The sequence below is a fragment of the Protofrankia sp. CiP1_Cm_nod1 genome (assembly GCF_920888515.1).
GTDB lineage: Bacteria > Actinomycetota > Actinomycetes > Frankiales > Frankiaceae > Protofrankia.
On sequence record NZ_CAKKTM010000311.1, the window covers coordinates 1 to 21,491 of the forward strand.

The following is a 21,491-nucleotide window of genomic DNA, read 5'->3' on the forward strand; positions in this document are numbered from 1 at the left end:
GGCCACGGCACCGGCGGTAGCACCGGCGGTGGCACCGGCCCTTGGCCCCGCCGGGCCGGCCGGGCCCGGCGCGCCGGCCCGGCCGGCGGGATCCGGCTCGTCCCAGGGGGCGTCCGCCCGGACCTGCTCCCAGACCGGGCTGGACAGCGCCAGGTCCAGCCGCCGGGCAAGTTCGATCATGCCGGGATAGCCGGCGAAGGCGTGGTGGCGTTCCTGGTTGACGTCGAGGAAGGGCAGCCTGCCCTTGAGCGCGGTGTACTGGTTGCGGCCACCGGCGATCAGGATGTCGGCCTGGGTGTCGGCGACCACCCGCAGCAGTTCGGCGGGCGTGCCGTTGCGGATGACGATCCCGTCCGCACCGAGCAGTTCGGTGATCTTGTCGACGTCGTCCTCGGTGCTCTTGGTGGCCCCGGAGGCGACGACCTCCACCCCGAGGTCCTGCAGCGCCGCCACCAGCGACCAGCTCTTCACCCCGCCGGTGTAGAGCACCGCCCGGGCGCCGGCCAGCCGCTCCCGGTAGGGGGCGAGCGCCGTCGCCAGGGCGGCCTCCTCGGTGGCGATGAGCTCCTCCGCCCGCCAGGAGAGCTCCTTGCCGCCGAGGACGCGGGCGAAGCCGCGCAGGGTGTCGCGCATCGCCCGGACGCCGTAGAAGCTGCCCTCGAACCAGGGGATGCCGTAGCGGTCCTCCAGCCCGCGGGCCAGCGAGAGCAGCGCCCGCGAGCAGACGACCATCGTCGCCTTCGCGCGGTGGGCGGCGGCGACGTCGGCGTAGCGGCCGTCCCCGCTGATGCTCGCCAGCACCCGGATGCCGAGCTTCGCCAGCAGCGGGGTGACGTCCCACAGCTCGCCGGCGATGTTGTACTCGCCGACCAGGTTCACGTCGTACGGCGTGGCGAACGCCGGTTCCACCGTGCCGATGACGTGGTCGAGCAGGGCCTGGCCGGCGAGCCGGTTGCCGAAGTTCTTGCTGCCGGCGAATCCCGGCGAGTGCACCGGGACCACCGGGACGCCGGTCGCGTCCGCCGCCGCCGCGCACACCGCGTCGACGTCGTCGCCGATCATCGCGGTGACGCAGGTGGCGTACACGAAGACCGCGGGCGGGCGGTGGCGGCGCGCGGCCTCGACGATGGTGTCGTAGAGGCGCTGCTCGCCGCCGAAGACCACGTCCTGCTCGCCGAGGTCGGTGGCGAAGCCCCGGCGGTAGAGCGTCGGGCCTGAGGAGAGGCTGCCCCGGCCGTCCCACGAGTTGCCGGCACAGGCGATCGGGCCGTGCACCACGTGGGCGACGTCGGCTATCGGAACCAGAGTGATCATCGCGCCGTCGAACGCGCAGCCGCCGGCGGTGCCGCCCGGCTTCGGCCGGGAGCAGCCCGTCTTGCGGGCTTTGGGATCCTTGGCACGGTTGTGGTCACACGCCGGTTCGTCGAAGAGTACCGCGGCGTCGATCTTCGTCAGGGCAGCCATTTTCCCCTCAGCGGACGATGTCGGTCAGCACGCTGTGCCGGTCAGCGGATGGTGTCGGTCAGCACCCGCTGCCGGTCAGCGGATACTGCCGGTCAGCGGACGGTGCCGGTCAGCGGACGATGTCGAAGCTGTGGTCGGGCGCGTTGCGGTCCAGCTCGTCGAGGAACAGGTTGACCAGCTGGGTCAGCAGCGCCAGGCCGCCGGCATAGCCGTAGATCGGGAAGCGGTGCAGGTGGTGCCGGTCGAAGATCGGGAAACCGGCCCGGAACAGCGGCACGTCCGCCTCGCGGGCGAGGTGCTTGAGGTGGGTCGCGCCGACGATGAGGTCGACCGGCTCGGTGAGCACGAGCGACCGCAGGTGCCAGCCGTCCTTGCCCGGCCAGACGGTCGCCTGCCGGCCGAACGGGCTGGCGGCCAGCAGCTCCCGGGTCTGGTTGGCCCAGGTCTCGTCACCGTTGGTGGCCAGCACGTGGACCGGCTCCATGCCCAGCTCCAGCAGGAAGCCGAGCATCCCGGTGACGAAGTCGGGGTCACCGGCGATCGCGACCCGCTTGCCGTGCACGTAGGCGTGCGAGTCGGTCAGGGCGTCGAGCAGCCGCCCGCGCTCCGCGGTGATCTCGTCCGGTACCGCGACCCCGGCCACCCGGGCGATCTCGGTGATGAAGGCGTCGGTGCTGCCGATGCCGATCGGCGGGTTGACCGTCACCGTCTCGCCGGCCCAGCCGTCCACGGTCTCCCTGGTCCGCTTGGAGCCGAAGGGCTGCAGGAAGACGGTGGCGATGGCGTTGATCGAGTCGGCGGCGACGGCGAGCGGGGTCCCGCCCGGGTACATGTGGTACTCGCCGGTCGCCGGGGAGTCGAGGCTGTCGCTGTGGTCGCCGAGCACAGCGTGCTTGACACCCAGCAGGCTCAGCAGCCGCTTGAGCTCCCGGATGTTGCCGACGTAGGGGTCGAAGCCCGGCACGATGTTGACCGTGCCGTTGGACGCGCCCTTCTTGCCCTCGGTCAGGTACGACAGGATGCCGCGCAGCATGTTGTCGTAGCCGAGCACGTGCGAGCCGACGAAGCTCGGGGTGTGGGCGTACGGGACAGGGATGGTCTCGGAGATCGCGCCCTTGGTGCGGGCGTTGGCGATGAAGTTCTGCAGGTCGTCGCCGATCACCTCGGCCATACAGGTGGTCGACACCGCCACCATGTCCGGCTTGTACACGTGCACGGCGGTGCCGAGGGCCTCGATGAGGTTGCTCAGGCCGCCGAAGACCGCCGAGTCCTCGGTCATCGACGAGGAGACCGTCGGCACCGGCTCCTTGAAGTGCCGGGCGAGGTGGCCGCGGAAGTACGAGGTGCACCCCTGCGAGCCGTGCACCAGCGGCAGGGTCCCGGCGAAGCCGAGGGCCGCGAGCACGGCGCCCAGCGGCTGGCACGCCTTCAGCGGGTTGATCGTGAGGTCCTTCCGGGCGAAGTTCTTCTCCCGGTACTCCCACGACCGGGTCCACTCGGCGACCCGGTCGACCTCCGCCGGCGAGGAGCCGGCCTCGAACTGCTTCTTGCGCTCGCGCTGCTCCTGGTACTCGGGGCCCTTGAACAGTGTGTTGTGGTCTCGCACCACAAGTGCGTCTGGGTTGGTGGACACCAGCGATCCTCCGGTTCACGGGCGAAAGAACACGTCTTCCGCGGGGAATTACGAGCGGAAGACGTGCCCTTCGCGGGAAGCCACGGGCGAAAGACACGTCTTCCGCAGGGAAATCAGCTCTTCTTGGAATTCGCCCACGGCGCGTCGAACAGGTTCCACGACGGGCTGTTCACAGCGCTGTCCATGTCCCGGGCGAAAATCGCGAAGCCCTCGACACCGTGGTACGGACCGGAGTAGTCCCAGGAGTGCATCTGACGGAACGGCGTCCGCATCTTGTGCGAGACGTACTTCTCCTTGATGCCGGCGCCGACCAGGTCCGGCTTGAGACGGCGGGTGAACTCCTCCATCTCGTAGGCGGTCGGGTCGTCGTAGACCACGATGCCCTGCTTGAGCTCGGGGTAGCTACGGGTGTAGTCGTCCTTGTGGGCGAACTCGTAGCCGGTCCCGATGACCTCCATGCCGAGGTCCTCGTAGGCACCGACGGTGTGCCGCGGGCGCAGGCCGCCGACGGCGAGCATCACGGTCTTGCCCTCGAGCCGGTGCCGGTAGGTCTCCCGCACCTTGTCGAAGAAGGGCTGGTACCGCGCGATGGCGGCCTCGGTCTTCTCCTTGATGGTGTCGTCGAAGAACTCGGCGATCTTCCGCATCGACTCGACGATCTTCGTGGGGCCGAAGAAGTTGAACTCGGTCCACGGGGTGCCGTACCGCTCCTCCATCGTGGTGGCGATGTAGTTCATGGAGCGGTAGCAGTGCAGCACGTTGAGCTTGGCCAGGTGGGCGGTGGCCATCTCGTTGACGGTGCCGTCGCCGGACCACTGGGCGATGACCCGCAGGCCCATGTCCTCGAGGATCTTCCGGGAGGCCCAGGCGTCGCCACCGATGTTGTAGTCACCGAGCAGCGTGATGTCGTACGGGGTCTGCTCGGCGATCTCCCGGGTGCCCAGCACGTGGTCGCGGATCGCGTCGTTGGCGATGTGGTGGCCCAGCGACTGGCTGATCCCGCGGAACCCCTCGCACTTGACCGGGACGACCGGCATGTTCAGCCGCTTCGTCGCCGCGGTGGAGACCGCGTCGATGTCGTCACCGATCAGGCCGATCGGGCACTCGGACTGGATGGAGACGCCCTTGACCAGCGGGAAGACCTCCACCAGCTCGTCCAGGATGGCGGCGAGCTTCTTGTCGCCACCGAAGACGATGTCCTTCTCCTGGAAGTCGCTGGTGATCTGCATGACGGTGAAGTTGTCGATGCCGAGCTGCCCGTTGGCGTAGTTGCGCCGGGTGCCCCAGGTGTACTGGCCGCAGCCGACCGGGCCGTGGCTGATGGAGATGAGGTCCTTGATCGGGCCCCACACCACACCCTTGGAGCCGGCGTAGGCGCAGCCACGCAGCGTCATGATCCCGGGACGGGACTTGACGTTGCTCTTGACCTCACATTCCTTCGCCCCGCCCGGGTCGTTGGGCTTGACGTGCTTCTGGCGGTCCTTCTCGACCTTGGGCGGGTAGGCCGAGAGGACATCATCGATCATCGCCTGCGTCTCGGCAGACGTCACGGGCGGAGTCATGACAGACCTTTCTGGGTGTACGGGGACGAGCGGTCAGGCGCCGACGGCGGAGGCGGCCTTCTGACCGACGATCGACTCGTCCTCCTGCTCCATGATCCCGAAGTCGATCAGGAGCTCCTCGAGCTCGTCCATGCTGATCGGGGTGGGGATGGTCTTCATGTCGTTCTCTTCGATCTTGCGCGCGAGCTCGCGGTACTCGTTGGCCTGGTTCGCCTCGGGCGAGTACTCGATGACCGTCATCCGGCGCAGCTCGGCGTGCTGGACGATGTTGTCACGCGGGACGAAGTGGATCATCTGGGTGTTCAGGCGCCGCGCGAGCTCCATGATGAGCTCGTCCTCACGGTCGGTCTGACGGCTGTTGCAGATCAGCCCACCGAGGCGGACGCCACCGGTGTGGGCGTACTTGAGGATGCCTCGGGCGATGTTGTTCGCCGCGTACATGGCCATCATCTCACCGGAGGTGACGATGTAGATCTCCTGGGCCTTGCCCTGGCGGATCGGCATGGCGAACCCACCGCAGACGACGTCACCGAGGACGTCGTAGGTGACGAAGTCGAGGTCCTCGTAGGCGCCGTTCTCCTCCAGGAAGGTGATGGCGGTGATGACGCCTCGGCCGGCACAGCCGACACCCGGCTCCGGGCCGCCCGACTCGACACACCGGATGTTCCACGCGCCCTCGAGCAGGACCTCCTCGAGCTCGAGGTCCTCCACCGAGCCCTTCTCGGCCGCCTTCTCGATGACGGTGTGCTGGGCCTTGGAGTGCAGGATCAGACGGGTCGAGTCCGCTTTCGGGTCACAACCGACGATCATGACCCGGTTGCCCCGCTCAGCCAGTGCGGCCATCGTGTTCTGCTGAGTGGTGGACTTACCAATACCACCCTTACCGTAGAACGCGAGCTGCCTCATTGGTGTGTGCTCCTCACCGCACGCTTGGGCGTGCGTCACTGTGGAAGAACCGGTGTTGGTTCACCGGACTGCTGTCCGTCCGGGATTTCCGTGCTGTATTCGTTCAGGAACCGGCGCCGGCGCCGGCGGCCAGGCTGGCCGCCGCGAGCTCGTAGAGGTCACGGACCTCCCCGGAGCGCAACGGCCGCTTGAGCGCCGTGACGTGCGACCGCAGGCCGTCCAGGACGGATCCGAGCACGCCCTCGTCGGCGTCGATCCCGTACTCCCGCAGGGCGTGGCGCAGCGACGCCCGCCCCGCGTGCTTGCCCACGACCAGCCGGCGCCGCGCGCCGACCTCCGCGGGGTCGAAGGGCTCGTAGACCCTCGGAGCCTTCAGCACGCCGTCCACGTGGATACCGGACTCGTGGACGAACGCAGACTCCCCGACGATCGCCTTCCCGGTGGGTACCGGCCGGCGTGCCGCGCCCGAGACCAGCTCGGCCAGCGCGCGCAGCGCCGTGGTGTCCAGATCGACCCGGTACCCGAGAAGATGGCGCAGCGCCATCGCCACCTCCTCGAAGGCGGCGTTGCCGGCCCGCTCCCCGAGCCCGGCGACCGTCGTGCTGACGGACCCGAAACCGGCCCGGACCGCCGCGAGCGTGTTGGCGGTGGCCAGCCCGAAGTCGTCATGGGCGTGGATCTCCCAGATGGCCGGCGCCGCCGAGGCGGCCACCACCAGGGCGGACAGCCGTTCGTACGCCCTGGCGGGCTCGAGGATCCCGACGGTGTCGGCCCAGCGCAGACGGTCGGCACCGGCCCGGGACAGCTCGCCGGCGAGGTCGGCGACGAAGCCGTCGTCCGCCCGCGAGGCGTCCTCGAACCCGACCCCGACCAGCAGCCCACGGTCGAGGGCGTACGCGACGCAGCCGAGGATCCGGCCGCGCGCCCACGCCCGGTCACGGCCGAGCTTGTACCGCAGGTGCAGGTCGGACACGGGGATGCTGATGTGGGCCCGCCGCACCCCGCAGGCCACCGCCGCGTCGATGTCGGACCGCACGGCCCGGCACCAGGCGATGACCTCCGCCCGCAGGCCCGCCGCCGCGACACGGCGGATGGCCTCGCGTTCGGACGGCCCCATGGCCGGCACGCCCGCCTCGATCTGCTGTACCCCCACGCGGTCGAGAGCGGCCGCGATGGCGAGCTTCTCCTCGGCGGTGAAGGCGACGCCCGGGGCCTGCTCACCGTCGCGCAGCGTGGTGTCACAGAACCCGATCACGATGTCGTGCTCCACATCATGCGTGCCCTCCGTCAGTCGCACCGAACAGGGAAGAGGCGCTGTGCCGGGCCGGTGCCGGCCAGCTGCCCGATGCCGGATCCGCGCTTTGCGGCCCGCGATCCGCCGGCGGGCGGTCCCGCGATCCTCACCGTTGAGGTGTCGCGATTAGAAATGTCGCTGACCGTTGTTTCGGGCGCTTTAAGCGCCGTATCTTCCCAGTTACTTTTACGCCCGGTCCGCGATTCCGGGACGAATAGCAGAAGAAGCCTGGGCCAGGTGGCCGAAATGCCTGGGACCAATGGTGCGGACGCCGGCCACCACCTGGGTTCCGGCCAGCCGGCAACCTGCCCGCCAACAGTTTTCGACGACCGGCTCCGACAGCGTGCCGTACCAGTTTTTTACCTCCCGAATCCGTTGCCGAATACGGTGTTCGGCGACTTCCGGGACGAACGTTCCGACACCGGTGACCTATTGCCCGGCCCATTGTTCGGATGACCCGGAAATTCCGGCCCGTGGGTCCGGGCGGCCGCCGCGGCCCGGACCGGCGGCGATGCCCGGCAGGGAACAGCGGCTGCCCAGCAGAAAACAACAGCTGCCCGGCAGAAAACAACAAAGGCGTTCCCCGGTCGCCCGCGCCCATTGGGCACGGCCGGCCGGGGAACGCCGGTGGGACGGCGGCCCGGTGGGTCAGGAGCTCAGCGGATCGTCCAGGTGTTGCCCGTGTGCAGCAGCTCGGCGAGCAGGTCGTCGGGCGTGGCATCCGCGACGCCCGTGCGGGCGGCGGCGTTCTGCTCCTGGACCAGCGACTCGTAGGCGGGCCGGGCCACCCGGCGGAACACCCCGACCGGGGTGTTGCTGAGGTCCTGGTCGGACAGCCGGGACAGGGTGAACGCGTACGCCGGCCCGGGCACCGTCTCGTCGTGCACGATGATCTCGCTGCGCGGGACGCTGGCGGTGTCGGCGACCTCCAGGCCGAAGCCGCGCGGCTCGCGCACCACGCACTTCTCCCCCGAGGCGCCGAAGGTGATCGGCTTGCCGTGCTCGAGACGGACGAGCACCGAGTCGCGGCTGGCGGGGTCCTTCAGCACGTCGAACGCGCCGTCGTTGAAGATGGCGCAGTTCTGGTAGATCTCGATGAACGCGCTGCCCTGGTGCGCGGCGGCGGCCCGCAGCACCGAGTGCAGGTGCTTGCGGTCGGAGTCGATCGTGCGGGCCACGAACGACGCCTCGGCGCCGAGCGCCACCGCGATCGGGTTGAACGGGGTGTCCCGGGAGCCGACCGGCGTCGACTTGGTGACCTTGCCGAACTCCGAGGTCGGCGAGCACTGGCCCTTGGTCAGCCCGTAGATCCGGTTGTTGAACATCAGGATCTTGATGTTGACGTTGCGGCGCAGCGCGTGGATCAGGTGGTTACCGCCGATGGACAGCGCGTCGCCGTCACCGCTGACCACCCACACCGACAGGTCCGGGCGGCTGATCGCGAGACCGCTGGCGATCGCCGGCGCCCGGCCGTGGATCGAGTGCATCCCGTAGGTGTTGAGGTAGTACGGGAAACGGGAGGAACACCCGATCCCGGAGACGAAGGTGATCTGCTCCCGGGGGATGCCCAGCTCCGGCATGAACGACTGGATCGCCGACAGGATCGCGAAGTCACCGCATCCCGGGCACCAGCGGACCTCCTGGTCCGACCGGAAGTCCTTGGCGGTGAGCTTGAGCGGGACCTCAGTCATTGCGCACGACCTCCTCCAGGACCGTCTCCAGCTCCGCCGAGGTGAACGGCTGGCCGTTGACCTTGTTGTAGGACACGGCGTCGACCAGGTAGCGGTCGCGTATCACGTGGGCGAGCTGCCCGAGGTTCATCTCCGGGATGACGACGCGGTCGTAGCCGGCGAGCACCGTGCCGACGTTGCGCGGCAGCGGCGAGATGTGCCGCAGGTGCGCCTGGGCGATTGCCACCCCGCGTTCCCGCAGCTTGCGACAGGCCGCGCCGACTGGTCCGTAGGTGGAGCCCCAGCCGAGCACCAGCACCCGGGCGTCCCCGGTGGGGTCCTCGACCTCCAGGTCGGGCACGTCGATGGCCTCGACCCGGGCGGCGCGCAGCCGCATCATCAGGTCGTGGTCGGCCGGCACGTAGGAGACCGCGCCGGTGCCGTCGGCCTTCTCCAGACCACCGACGCGGTGCTCCAGACCGGGCGTGCCCGGCACCGCCCACGGGCGGGCCAGCGTGTGCGGGTCGTGCAGGTAGGGCAGGAACTTCCCGTCCGGCCCGTTGGGCTCGGTGGCGAACTCCACCCGCAGGTCGGGCAGGTCCGCCGGGTCCGGCAGCAGCCACGGCTCGGAGCCGTTGGCCAGGTAGCCGTCCGAGAGCAGGATGACCGGCATCCGGTAGGTCAGCGCGATGCGCGCCGCCTCCAGCGCCGCGTAGAAACAGTCCGCCGGCGAGCGGGCCGCGATCACCGCCAGCGGTGCCTCACCGTGCCGGCCGAACAGGGCGATGTTCAGGTCGGACTGCTCGGTCTTGGTCGGCAGGCCGGTCGACGGGCCGGCGCGCTGCACGTCCACGATGACCAGCGGCAGCTCCAGCATCACCGCGAGCCCGAGGGTCTCGGTCTTCAGCGCGAGCCCCGGGCCGGAGGTCGAGGTGACCCCGAGCGCGCCGCCGTAGGAGGCGCCGAGCGCCGAGCCCACCGCGGCGATCTCGTCCTCGGCCTGGAAGGTGGTCACTCCGTAGCGCTTGTACCCGGACAGCTCGTGCAGGATCTCCGAGGCCGGGGTGATCGGGTAGGCGCCGAGGAAGACCGGCAGGTGGGCGCGCAGGCCGGCGGCGACCAGGCCGTAGGCGAGCGCGGAGTTGCCGTTGACGCTGCGGTAGGTGCCGGGCTCGAGGTTCGCCGGCTTGACCTCGTAGCGGACGGCGAAGTCCTCGGTGGTCTCGCCGTAGTTCCAGCCGGCCTGGAAGGCGGCCACGTTCGCGGCGGCGATCTTCGGCTTCTTGGCGAACTTCTGCCTGAGGAACTCCACCGTGCCCTCGGTGGGCCGGCTGTACATCCAGGACAGCAGGCCGAGCGCGAACATGTTCTTCGCCCGCTCGGCGTCCTTCTTGGAGACCTCGAAGTCGGCGAGAGCGGCGATCGTCGCCGACGTCAGCGGCACCCGGTGGACGATGAACCCGTCGAGCGAGTCGTTCTCCAGCGGGTTGCTTGTATAACCGACCTTCTCCAGGTTGCGGGGAGTGAACTCGTCGGTGTTGACGATGATCTCCGCGTTGGGCGGCAGGTCGGCGAGATTGGCGCGCAGCGCGGCCGGGTTCATCGCCACCAGGACGTCCGGCGAGTCCCCGGGGGTGAGGACGTCATGGGCGGCGAAATGTACCTGGAAGCTGGACACACCGTGCAACGAGCCCGATGGGGCCCTGATCTCGGCGGGGTAGTTGGGAAGGGTGGACAGGTCGTTTCCCAGGATGGCCGTCTCGGAGGCGAAACGGTCGCCGGTGAGCTGCATGCCGTCGCCGGAGTCACCGGCGAACCGGATTGCCACCCGGTCGAGATGCTGGATTTGCTTGGCCACGTACGTGGACCTCCTCAATGACCGACGGTCGGCGAGGGGCATACCCACGGTCCGACCGTGGGTAGAGTGGGCCGTCAGGCCTGCCCGTCCTTCTTATACGGAGGCATTGCTTCCAGCGTGTTTCGCGGTGTCAAATCGCAGTCTCGCGACCAGCGCGGTATCGGTCACGGCATTTCGACAACAACGCCGTCACATATATGGGCGGACGTGCGGGAAAACAATCGCGACCCCCGCCCGCGGCCACCGCCCCGGGACTTTCGGGAAATAATGACCGAAATACGTTTCCCCGGCACCGGGGACAACCGGTCTGTTTCTTTCCGACGAAGGTTCACATCATCCCGGCAACCGGCCCACCGCCCGGGGCCGGTCCGCCCGCGGCGGCTTCCCACGTCTTCCACGTGGCTACCTGGCCGCCGACCCGCCCTTCACCGCCGACCTTCTGGACTGGCTGGACACCCACCGTGCCTTGCCACTGGTGTCGTCGGTCCTGGTCGAGGTCGAGGCGTCCCGCGCGCTACGCCGCTGCGCCCCGCAGGCCCTGGGCAGGCTGCCCGTCACCCTCGCCCGGCTGTACCGGCTGGAGATCGACGCCACGGTCCGAGCCGTCGCGGCCGCCTACGATGATCCACAACTTCGTTCCCTGGACGCCATCCATCTGGCCACCGCCACGGTGCTGACCGACCAGCCCGGCGCCCGGCTGGAGGCGTTCGTCACCTATGACAAACGCCTGCTCGCGATCGCCGCCGGAGCCGGGCTCCCCACCGCCAGCCCCGGCGCGTGACAGCCCTGGCCAGGAGCCTGCTCAGGTTCAATACCCGTACGCCCGTACAGTCCGTGGTACGGCCCGGCCTCCTCCGCCCACGACGAACCGGCCGTCAGCAGCATGGGTGACATCCGGTCCGACGATCATGATGACAGCGCGGGGTGCCGCCGTCGGCCGGCATTTACCAGACGTACTCGGAAAGACGGACGAACCGGAAACCGGTGTCGATCAGTCTGGGCAGCGCGGCCGCCATTCCCGCGGCGGTCCCGCCGGCGGGATGGTTCATGTGGGCGATGACGATCGATCCGGGTTTCGCGCCGAGCACGGCCCGCTCGACCTGGCCGGGGGTGAAGGTCGCTCCGGCGTCGCCGTTGACGTCGAAGTTGACGACACGCTCGCCGAGGTCGGCGACGATCCGGACGGCGACATCGTCGCAGTGGGCGGTGCCCGCCCGGAAGAACCGCGGCGGGTGGCCGAGGAGCGCGGCGAGCCTGTCCCGGTTCCCGGTGACCTCGTCGAACACCCCGGCGGCATCATCCGTGCCCTTTATCCCATACGCTGACCGGCCGCACACCGACAGCGGGCGGTGGGATGTCCCGTGATTCCCTATTGCGAACAGCGGGTCGGCGGCGAGCTCGTGGAAGACCCGGATGTTGGCATCGATCCAGCGGGAGTTGAGGAACAGCGTGGCCGGCATCCCGTGCGCACGCAGAAATGCCACCAGCGCGTGGTCGTAGCCGCTGCCGTGCGGGCCACCGCACGCGTCGAAGGTCAGCGCGATCACCCTGTCGGCGGTGGGCAGGACCGTCGTGACGCCGGGAACATCGATACCCCACGCGGAGGCCTGAACATCACGGTAACGGGCGATCACACCGTCACGGGCCACCCCGTCGGTTACCGGGGCCTGATCGACCGGAGCCTGATCGACCGGAGCCTGGCCCGTCGTCGGCCCGCCGGCTGGCGACGCGGCACCGTCCGCCGGCGGACGGTGACCGGTCGGCAGTGAGCGCGAGTCCGACGTGCCACCCGGCCCGGATCCGGGCCGGGTAATCGATCCGTGCGGCGGAATGGCGCAGCCGGCGAGGGCACTGCTCGCCGCTGTCACCAGGAGACCACGACGGTTCAGGAACAACCCGCTCCCTTCAGGAGGAAGGCGTAGGTGATTCCGGTCGTCCCGACAGCCTTTTCCACCTACACGCACTGGAAGAGTAGGTGGTTTCAGCCGCCCTGGTGACGGTTTCCACCTACGGCTCGGCGTGTCGGCGACCGGAGAGGCAGGGGGATGCGGGCGGGCAGCGGGGCGCGTTCACCAGCGGAGCACGTTCACCAGCGGTGCTCGTGGCGGACGCGGCGGACGATGACGAACAGGTCGATCACGGCGGTCAGGGCGACCAGGCCGAGCAGTACGGCGGGCACCGGGCGGTCCTGGACCGCGAAATAGGCGCACATGGCCGTGGCGAACAGCAGCCCGAACATGGCGAGGGCGAAACGCAGGCCCAGCGCGCTGCGGGCGGGAGGATACCCGCCCGGACCGCCGTTCACCCTGGCCCGCCCGCCGGCCCGTCCGCCGTCACGGCATCCCCGTCGTTCACGTACGGCAGTGTGCCCACCACGTCCTCAGATGAACACGCCTGAAGCGCCGGTCGGGCAGTGCGGATCCCTTCCGCAACCACCCAGCCAGGCCATGATCGGCATAATTTTGTCGTTCTGTACGCTTTTTGGCCGTATCGGCGTACACCACGACAAAATTATGCTGATCTTCGCCGGTGGCCGGTGGCCCCGGAGCTGTCCGCCGGCTCCAGCCGGCCCGGCCGGCCTGGCTGGCTAGAGCAGTTCGCGGTCGCCGAGGTAGGGGCGCAGGACCTTGGGGATGCGGACGTGGTGGTCCGCCGTCTGGAAGTTCTCCAGGATGGCGGCCAGCAGCCGCGGGGTGGCCACCGCCGTGTTGTTCAGGGTGTGGGCGAAGCGGACACGCCCCTCGGCGTCCTTGTAGCGGATGTTCGCCCGCCGCGCCTGCCAGTCGTGCAGCGTCGAGCAGCTGTGGGTCTCCCGGTAGCGTTCCAGCGACGGGAACCAGGTGTTGATGTCGTTCATCCGGAACTTGCCCAGGCCCATGTCGCCGGTGGCGCACTCCACCACCTCGTAGGCCAGGCCCAGGGACTGCAGGACGGTCTCGGCCGTGTCCAGCAGCTCGGCGTGCCAGCGGGCCGACTGCGCCTCGTCGGCCTCGCAGATGACGAACTGCTCGACCTTCTCGAACTGGTGGACCCGCAGCAGCCCGCGCACGTCCCGCCCGGCGCTGCCGACCTCGCGGCGGAAGCACGGCGAGATCCCGGCGTAGCGCAGCGGCAGGTCACGCAGGGCGAGCATCCCGCCGGCGTGCAGGCCGACCAGCGCGACCTCGGCGGTGCCGGCGAGGAACAGCTCGTCGGCGGGCAGCTCGTAGATCTCCTCGCCGTGCCCGGGCAGGAAACCGGTGCCGACCAGCGCCTCCCGTTTCACCAGCGACGGCACCGAGACCAGCCGGAAGTCCCTGTGCGCGAGCAGGTCCAGCGCGTAGGAGTGGACCGCCCGCTCCAGCAGGACGAGCTGCCCGGCCAGCGCGTAGGCGCGCTCCCCCGAGACGTTGCGGGCCCGTTCGAACTCCGCCCAGCCGCGCTTCTCGGCCAGCTCGACGTGGTCGAGCGGGGTGAAGTCGAACGCCGGCCGCTCCCCCCAGACCCGGATGACGGTGTTCGCGGACTCGTCCGGGCCGACCGGGGCGCCGTCCCACGGGATGTTCGGGGTGCGCAGCAGCAGGTCCCGCAGCCGCTCGCCGGCGGTCTCCAGCTCGTCACGGGTTTCGCGCAGCTGGACGTCGAGGGCGGCGGAGCGCTCCCGCAGCCGCTCGCGGCCGACCGCGTCGGCGCTCTTGAACGAACCCGCGAGCTCCCGGCGCTCACGCTGCGCCGTGTCCAGGGCGTGCTGCAACGATCGCACGCTGCGGTCGAGAGCCAGGATGCCGTCGACGTCGAGGTCGACCCCCTTGACGCGAGCGGCCTCGCGCACGGCATCGGGATTCTCCCGGATGAACCGCCTGTCCAGCATCTGGCTCCTGTGCCCTCCAGCGGGGCGCCCCACAGGCGCCCTGCCCTGTCAGCGGAGCGCCCTGCGGCGCCCGGTGGCTCCCCCTCCGCCGGACACCTACGGCGCCCTCGCACGGACCACCACGGATATGTGACGTCGCCGAAAAGCCTACAGCGCCCGCCAGGGCACGCTGTCGATCACCACGTGGGAGACACGGGCCGCGGCCTGTACCGCGGCCCGTACCAGGAACCGGATCCCGGATTCCCGCTCCGCGGAAATCCGGGTCTGTCCAGGGGCTATCTGCGGGTGGGGGTGACCGGCTCGGGCAGATCGGTGGTCCCGCGCAGGTAGCGGTCGACCGCGGCGGCGGCGGACCGGCCCTCCGCGATCGCCCACACGATCAGTGACTGGCCGCGGCCCATGTCCCCGGCGGCGAACACAGCCGGCACCGAGGTGGCCCAGCCGGCGTCGCGGGCGACGTTGCCGCGGGCGTCGAGAGCCACCCCGAGCTGCTCGAGCAGACCCGTGCGCTGCGGCCCGGTGAAACCCATCGCCAGCAGCACCAGCTCGCAGGGCAGCTCGACGTCGCTGTCGGGCACCTTCTCGAAACGGCCGTCGACGAGTCGGACCTCGTGCATGCGCAGCGAGCGGACCCGCCCCGCGTCGTCCCCGAAGAAACGCTCGGTGGAGACGGCGAAGACGCGCTCGCCGCCCTCCTCGTGCGCGCTGGACACCCGGTAGACCACCGGCCAGGTCGGCCACGGGTTGGCCGCCGGCCGCGACCGCGGCGGCCGCGGCATGATCTCAAGCTGGTGCACGGAACGGGCGCCCTGGCGCAGCGCGGTGCCCAGGCAGTCCGCGCCGGTGTCGCCACCGCCGATGATGACCACCCGCCGGCCGGCCGCGCTGATCGGGGACGCCGCGAGATCACCCTGCTGGACCCGGTTCGAGGGCACCAGGTACTCCATGGCGAGGTGGATGCCGTCGAGGTCGCGGCCGGGGATGTTCAGGTCCCGGCCGACCGTCGAACCGCCGGCGAGCACGACCGCGTCGTAGGAGGCGCGCAGCTCGTCCCCGGTGATGTCGACGCCGACGTCGCAGGACGCCATGAACACCGTCCCCTCGGCCCGCATCTGGGCGAGGCGGCGGTCCAGGACGTGCTTTTCCATCTTGAACTCGGGGATGCCGTAGCGCAGCAGGCCACCGATGCGGTCGGCCCGCTCGTACACGACGACGTTGTGGCCGGCGCGGGTGAGCTGCTGGGCCGCGGCGAGCCCGGCCGGGCCCGACCCGACCACGGCGACCCGCTGGTCGGTGCGCGTCGACGGCAGCACAGGGCGGACCGCACCGTCGCCCCACGCCCGGTCGATGATCGACACCTCGACCTGTTTGATGGCCACCGGATCGTCGGAGATGCCCAGCACGCAGGCGGCCTCGCAGGGCGCCGGGCACAGCCGTCCGGTGAACTCCGGGAAGTTGTTGGTGGCGTGCAGCCGTTCGATCGCGTCGTGCCAGTCGCCGCGGCGCACCAGGTCGTTCCACTCCGGGATGATGTTCCCCAGGGGGCAGCCGTTGTGGCAGAACGGGATGCCGCAGTCCATGCACCGGGTGGCCTGGTCCCGCAGGGAACCGGCCGGGAACGGCTCGTAGACCTCTTTCCAGTCGGTGAGGCGTACGTCGACGGGCCGGCGCTTCGGCTGCTCCCGGTGGTGCCTGAGGAATCCTGTCGGGTCAGCCATACCGCTCCTGTCGGGTGGTGGGGTGCTGCCGGGTGACGGGGTGCCGTGCGCCGGGCGCCGCCGGCCGCGGGGTGCGGGTCGCGGGGGCGGCGTCGCGGGGGCGGTGCTCGACGCGGTTCTCGGGTGTGTGTTTCATCGGGTTTTCGCGGGGGTGTTTTACAAGGATTTCACGGACATGTCGACGGCGCCGGGTTCATCGGGCGGACCGCCGGGAAGAGCGCGGTATGCCGCCGGACGCATCGGGAACATCGGACACGCCCGGTACGTGCCGCGCGGGGGCGGTGCCGCCGGGAACCTCCCGCCCGGCGGGCATCACCCGCCGGGACGCCGCCCAGCCGCGGATGAGCCGAGCGGCGCCCCGGACGGGCTCAGCCGCGGGCAACCGCCATGATCAGATCATCGGCGGGCAGCCCGTCCTCCTCCGCTTTCTTCATAGCCGCCAGCACGCGCTTGTAATCCCGCGGCATCACCTTGACGAACCGGGCCTGCTCGTCCTCCCAGCGGCCGAGCAGGCCGGCGGCGACCGTGGAGCCGGTCTCCCGCCGGTGCCGGGCGATCAGTGTGTGCAGCAGCTCGCGGTCGTCGTCGTCCAGCGGCTCCACGTCGACCATCTCGATGTTGATCCGCCGCCGCGACGGCCGGTACAGGTAGGCGACGCCGCCGCTCATCCCGGCGGCGAAGTTGCGCCCGATGGGCCCGAGCACGGCGACGGTGCCGCCGGTCATGTACTCGCAGCCGTGGTCGCCGACGCCCTCGACGACGGCGGTCGCGCCCGAGTTGCGGACACAGAACCGCTCGCCGACGATGCCGCGGAAGAACGCCTCGCCGGCGGTGGCGCCGTAGAGCAGCACGTTGCCCGCGACGATGTTCTCCTCGGCGCGCAGCGGCGCCTCCTTCGGCGGGAAGACGATGATCCGGCCGCCGGAGAGGCCCTTGCCCGCGTAGTCGTTGGTGTCGCCCTCGAGGGTGAGCGTCACCCCGCGCGGCACGAACGCGCCGAAGCTCTGCCCGGCCGAGCCGGTGAACCGCAGCGAGATCGTGTCGTCGGGCAGGCCCCGCGCGCCGTACCGCCTGGTCACCTCGTAGCCGAGCATGGTGCCGACCGTCCGGTTGACGTTGCGGATCGGCATCTCCAGCCACACCGGCCGGCCGTCCTCAAGAGCGTCCTCGCAGAGCTGGATCAGGGAGTTGTCCAGTGCCTTGTCCAGCCCGTGGTCCTGGGCGGTCGTGCAGTGCAGGGCACCGCCGAACGGCCGCTCCGGGCTGTGCAGCAGCGGGGTGAGGTCGAGGCCGGCCGCCTTCCAGTGGTCGACGGCGGCGCGGGCGTCGAGGAACTCGACGTGCCCGACGGCCTCCCGCAGGGTGCGGAAGCCCAGCGCCGCGAGGTACTCGCGCACCTCCTGCGCGATGAAGGTGAAGAACGCCTCGACGAACTCGGGCCGGCCGGTGAAGCGCTCGCGCAGCGCCGGGTTCTGGGTCGCGACCCCCACCGGGCAGGTGTCGAGGTGGCAGACCCGCATCATCACGCAGCCGGCCACCACCAGCGGGGCGGTGGCGAACCCGAACTCCTCGGCGCCGAGCAGGGCGGCGACGACGACGTCCCGGCCGGTCTTCATCTGGCCGTCGACCTGGACGACGATCCGGTCGCGCAGGCCGTTGAGCAGCAGGGTCTGCTGGGTCTCGGCGAGCCCGAGCTCCCAGGGGGCGCCGGCGTGCTTCAGCGACGTCAGCGGGGACGCGCCGGTGCCGCCGTCGTGCCCGGAGATCAGCACGACGTCGGCGTGGGCCTTGGACACCCCGGCGGCGACCGTGCCCACCCCGACCTCGGCGACGAGCTTGACGTGCACCCGCGCCCGGGTGTTGGCGTTCTTCAGGTCGTGGATGAGCTGGGCGAGGTCCTCGATGGAGTAGATGTCGTGGTGCGGCGGCGGGGAGATCAGGCCCACGCCTGCCGTCGAGTGCCGGGTCCGCGCGATCCACGGGTAGACCTTGTGCGCGGGCAGCTGGCCGCCCTCACCCGGCTTGGCGCCCTGCGCCATCTTGATCTGGATGTCGTCGGCGTTGGCGAGGTACTCGCTGGTCACCCCGAACCGTCCGCTGGCGACCTGTTTGATCGACGAGCGGCGCAGGTCGCCGTTGGCATCGGGGACGTAGCGCCTGGCGTCCTCCCCGCCCTCGCCGGTGTTCGACTTGCCGCCGATCCGGTTCATCGCGATCGCGAGGGTCTCGTGCGCCTCGGCGCTGATCGAGCCGTAGGACATCGCCCCGGTCGCGAACCGCCGGAGGATCTCCGAGACCGGTTCGACCTGCTCGATCGGCACCGGCGGGCGCAGCCCCGCGCGCAGCTCGAACAGGCCGCGCAGGGTGGCGTTGCGCCGGGAGAGCTCGTCGACGGTGGCGGTGTACTGCTTGAAGACCTCGTACTGGCGGCTGCGGGTGGCGTGCTGGAGCAGGAAGACCGTCTCCGGGTTGAACAGGTGCACCTCGCCCTCGCGGCGCCACTGGTACTCCCCGCCGGCGTCGAGGTCGCGGTGGGCGAGCTCGCTGGGCAGCGCCGCGTACGCCCGGTGATGGCGGGCGGCGACCTCGTCCGCGAGGACGTCGATGCCCACCCCGTCGAGCCGGGACGGCGTCCCGGTGAAGTAGGTCTCGACGAGCCGCTGGGACAGGCCGATCGCCTCGAACAGCTGCGCGCCGGTGTAGCCGGCCACGGTGGACACGCCCATCTTGGACATGACCTTCAGCACGCCCTTGCCGAGCGCCTTGATGAGGTTCTTCTGGGCCTGCTCCCGGGTGATCCCGTCCAGCTCGCCGGCGTCGAGGATGTTGTCGATCGACTCGAAGGCCAGGTACGGGTTGACCGCGGCCGCGCCGTAGCCGAGCAGCAGCGCGATGTGATGGACCTCACGGGCGTCACCGCACTCGACGATCAGGCCGACCTTGGTGCGGGTCTTCTCCCGGATCAGATGATGGTGGACGGCGGCGGTCAGCAGCAGGGAGGGGATCGGGGCCTTGTGCCGGTCGCAGTCGCGGTCGGAGAGCACGACGACGCGGGCGCCGTCGGCGATCGCCTCGCTGACCCCGCGACAGATCTCCCGCAGCCGGCCGGTGAGCGCCGCCCCACCGCCGTCGACGTCGTAGAGGCCACGGACGGTCACCGCGGCGAACCCGGGCATGTCACCGTCGTCGTTGATACCGACGATCTTGGCGAGTTCGGCGTTGCTGATGACCGGGTACGGCAGGCGCACCAGCCGGCAGGACGCCGGCGACGGCGCGAGCAGGTTGCCCTCAGGGCCGAGCGTGCGCGCCAGGCTGGTGACCATCTCCTCCCGGATCGCGTCCAGCGGCGGGTTGGTGACCTGCGCGAAGAGCTGGGTGAAGTAGTCGAACAGCAGCCGCGGGCGCTGCGAGAGCACCGCCACCGGGGTGTCGGTGCCCATCGACCCGATCGGCTCCGCGCCGGCGCGGGCCATCGGCGCGATGATGACCCGCAGCTCCTCCTCGGTGTAGCCGAAGACCTGCTGGCGGCGGCGCACTGACTCGTGCCCGTAGATGACGTGCTCGCGCTCGGGCAGGTCGTCCAGGGAGATCAGGCCGGCGTGCAGCCACTCCTCGTAGGGTGCGGCGGCGGCCAGCTCGGACTTGATCTCCTCGTCGTCGACGATCCGGCCCTGGGCGGTGTCGATCAGGAACATCTTCCCCGGCTGCAGCCGGCCCTTCTGCACCACCTTGTGCGCGGGAATGTCGAGGACGCCGACCTCGGAGGCCATCACGACCAGGCCGTCGTCGGTCACCCAGTAGCGGGACGGGCGCAGCCCGTTGCGGTCGAGCACCGCGCCGATGACCGTGCCGTCGGTGAAGGCGATCGACGCCGGGCCGTCCCACGGCTCCATCAGCGCCGAATGGAACTGGTAGAAGGCCCGCCGGGCCGGATCCATCTCGTCGTGGTTCTCCCACGCCTCCGGGATCATCATCAGGACGGCGTGCGGCAGGCTGCGCCCGGCCAGGTGGAGCAGTTCCAGGACCTCGTCGAAGCTGGCCGAGTCGCTGGCGCCGTCCGAGCAGATGGGGAACAGACGGTTCAGGTCCCCCGGGATCAGGTCACTGGCGAGCAGCGCCTCCCGGGCGTGCATCCAGTTGCGGTTGCCACGCACGGTGTTGATCTCACCGTTGTGGGCGGCGAACCGGTACGGGTGCGCCAGCGGCCAGCTCGGGAAGGTGTTGGTGGAGAACCGGCTGTGCACCAGCGCGATGGCGCTGGCGAACCGGGGGTCGTCGAGGTCGGGGAAGTACGCGGAGAGCTGGTGGGTGGTGAGCATCCCCTTGTAGACGACGGTGCGCGCGGACAGGGAGGCGAAGTACACCCCCGCCTCCCGGTGGGCCCGGGTGCGCACACGGAACGCCCGGCGCTCCAGGTCCATCAGGTCGAAGGGCTCGCCGCCGCCGGCGCCGTCACCCGCTGTGACACCGGCCGTGACACCCACCGTGCGGCCGCCGCCGGCCGTGGCGGGCAGGCCGAGGAAAAGCTGGCGCATCCACGGCTCGACCTCCGCGGCGGACCGGCCGACCATGTGACTGATCACCGGAACCTCGCGCCAGCCAAGGACCCGCAGGCCCTCCGCGCGCACGATCCGGCTGATCGCGCGGACCGCGTCGTCCCGGTCGCCGGCGATCTGCGGCAGGAACGCGGTGCCCACCGCGTACTGGCCGGGCGGCGGCAGCGGGAAGTCGACGACGTCGCGCAGGAACGCGTCCGGGACCTGCAACAGGATGCCCGCGCCGTCACCGGTGTCCGGGTCGGAGCCGGACGCGCCCCGGTGGTCGAGGTTGCGCAGCACGGTGAGGCCCTGTTCGACCAGTTCGTGACTGCGTCGCCCACGGACATCGACGACGAAGCCGACCCCGCAGGCGTCGTGCTCGAACGTGGGGTCGTACAAACCTTGTGCGATCGACATCCGGCGGGTCCTGTCCGTCTTCAGGGGATCTCCAAGAGGCGGACGACGCTGTCCGGACGCGCCGCCGACAGGAAATGTCCCGGCCGGGCGCACTAACGAGTGTGCCACGTGCGCACCGGATCCGCCGTGATCACAAACGGGCTGGCGGCGGATGTGGCCAACCGGGCACGCGGTGGCGCCGCGGCCCCAGACCCGCCGGCCGGCCCCGGAGCACGCCGCCCTGAGCGTCCACCAACGTCACCGCCGTCTTTCGTCGCTGTTTCCAGCGCCGCATCCCAGCGCTGTCCGCGATCGCCGTCAGCCACCGGCTGTCGGATGCCGGACACCTCGCTCCGCGTACTCTCCGCTTTCTCCGCGCTCCCCTCCGTCCTCTCGTCCTCTTTGACCTCCCCGTTCTCTCCTTTTTTCCGTTTTCCCCGTTTTTCGCCGTCGCGGCCTGGCGCCGCCGGTCAGGACTGGTTGGACGGCTCGGCGGCCGCGCGGACGGCGGGCTCCACGCCCGGCGGCACGCCGTCGGGCCGTGCCGCCGGGGAGGCCTCCCCGCCCGGGCCGCCGCTCTCGGCCACCGCGCTCTCCCCGCC

13 protein-coding genes are annotated in these 21,491 nt (G+C 70.4%); 1 reads left to right on the plus strand and 12 read right to left on the minus strand.

All coding sequences use genetic code 11. The annotated features are described in order from the left end of the window. The 7 genes from nifE to NBX02_RS13910 form a co-directional block, all read right to left on the minus strand. Positions 1-1,464: nitrogenase iron-molybdenum cofactor biosynthesis protein NifE (gene nifE, locus NBX02_RS13880; RefSeq protein ID WP_250291655.1), on the minus strand; the 1,464-nt coding region annotated here is incomplete at its 3' end. 109 nt (positions 1,465-1,573) lie between these two features. Further along, entirely contained in the window at positions 1,574-3,097 is a 1,524-nt protein-coding gene (gene nifK / locus NBX02_RS13885; RefSeq protein WP_250284182.1) for a nitrogenase molybdenum-iron protein subunit beta, read from the minus strand. Positions 3,098-3,210: 113 nt separating this feature from the next. Continuing rightward, positions 3,211-4,659 (minus strand): nitrogenase molybdenum-iron protein alpha chain, encoded by a 1,449-nt coding sequence (nifD, locus tag NBX02_RS13890; RefSeq protein ID WP_250291657.1) that lies wholly within the window; start codon positions 4,657-4,659, stop codon positions 3,211-3,213. A gap of 33 nt (positions 4,660-4,692) precedes the next feature. Beyond that, on the minus strand, positions 4,693-5,565 hold the full coding sequence (gene nifH, locus NBX02_RS13895; RefSeq protein ID WP_250284178.1) for a nitrogenase iron protein: 873 nt from the start codon (positions 5,563-5,565) through the stop codon (positions 4,693-4,695). Positions 5,566-5,668: 103 nt separating this feature from the next. Next, positions 5,669-6,823, minus strand: a complete 1,155-nt coding sequence (gene nifV / locus NBX02_RS13900; RefSeq protein ID WP_250291661.1) for a homocitrate synthase — start codon at positions 6,821-6,823, stop codon at positions 5,669-5,671. 692 nt (positions 6,824-7,515) lie between these two features. Continuing rightward, entirely contained in the window at positions 7,516-8,550 is a 1,035-nt protein-coding gene (locus NBX02_RS13905; protein WP_250284175.1) for a 2-oxoacid:ferredoxin oxidoreductase subunit beta, read from the minus strand. After that, complete coding sequence (locus tag NBX02_RS13910; protein ID WP_250284173.1) at positions 8,543-10,429, minus strand: 2-oxoacid:acceptor oxidoreductase subunit alpha; 1,887 nt, start codon at positions 10,427-10,429, stop codon at positions 8,543-8,545. The genes NBX02_RS13905 and NBX02_RS13910 overlap by 8 nt, the downstream gene beginning before the upstream one ends. A 364-nt stretch (positions 10,430-10,793) precedes the next feature. On the opposite strand from NBX02_RS13910, the gene NBX02_RS13915 reads away from it, so the two are divergent. Continuing rightward, a complete protein-coding gene (locus tag NBX02_RS13915; protein ID WP_445548424.1) occupies positions 10,794-11,168 on the plus strand; it encodes a PIN domain-containing protein in 375 nt (124 codons plus the stop codon). Between the two features lie 163 nt (positions 11,169-11,331). Here the strand turns inward: NBX02_RS13915 and NBX02_RS13920 are convergent, their stop codons facing one another. The 5 genes from NBX02_RS13920 to gltB form a co-directional block, all read right to left on the minus strand. Beyond that, positions 11,332-12,036, minus strand: a complete 705-nt coding sequence (locus NBX02_RS13920) for a polysaccharide deacetylase family protein (RefSeq protein WP_250284169.1) — start codon at positions 12,034-12,036, stop codon at positions 11,332-11,334. A gap of 437 nt (positions 12,037-12,473) precedes the next feature. After that, the gene (locus NBX02_RS13925; protein WP_250284167.1) at positions 12,474-12,692 is read right to left on the minus strand and encodes a DUF6343 family protein; all 219 of its coding nucleotides are present in this window, start codon (positions 12,690-12,692) and stop codon (positions 12,474-12,476) included. 282 nt (positions 12,693-12,974) lie between these two features. Further along, positions 12,975-14,237 carry a serine--tRNA ligase gene (gene serS / locus NBX02_RS13930; protein WP_250284155.1) on the minus strand — a complete coding sequence of 421 codons (1,263 nt, stop codon included), beginning with the start codon at positions 14,235-14,237 and terminating at the stop codon, positions 12,975-12,977. 275 nt (positions 14,238-14,512) lie between these two features. Next, a complete protein-coding gene (locus NBX02_RS13935; RefSeq protein WP_250284153.1) occupies positions 14,513-15,955 on the minus strand; it encodes a glutamate synthase subunit beta in 1,443 nt (480 codons plus the stop codon). Between the two features lie 368 nt (positions 15,956-16,323). Beyond that, entirely contained in the window at positions 16,324-20,910 is a 4,587-nt protein-coding gene (gene gltB, locus NBX02_RS13940; RefSeq protein WP_250284150.1) for a glutamate synthase large subunit, read from the minus strand. Positions 20,911-21,491 lie beyond the last annotated feature (581 nt).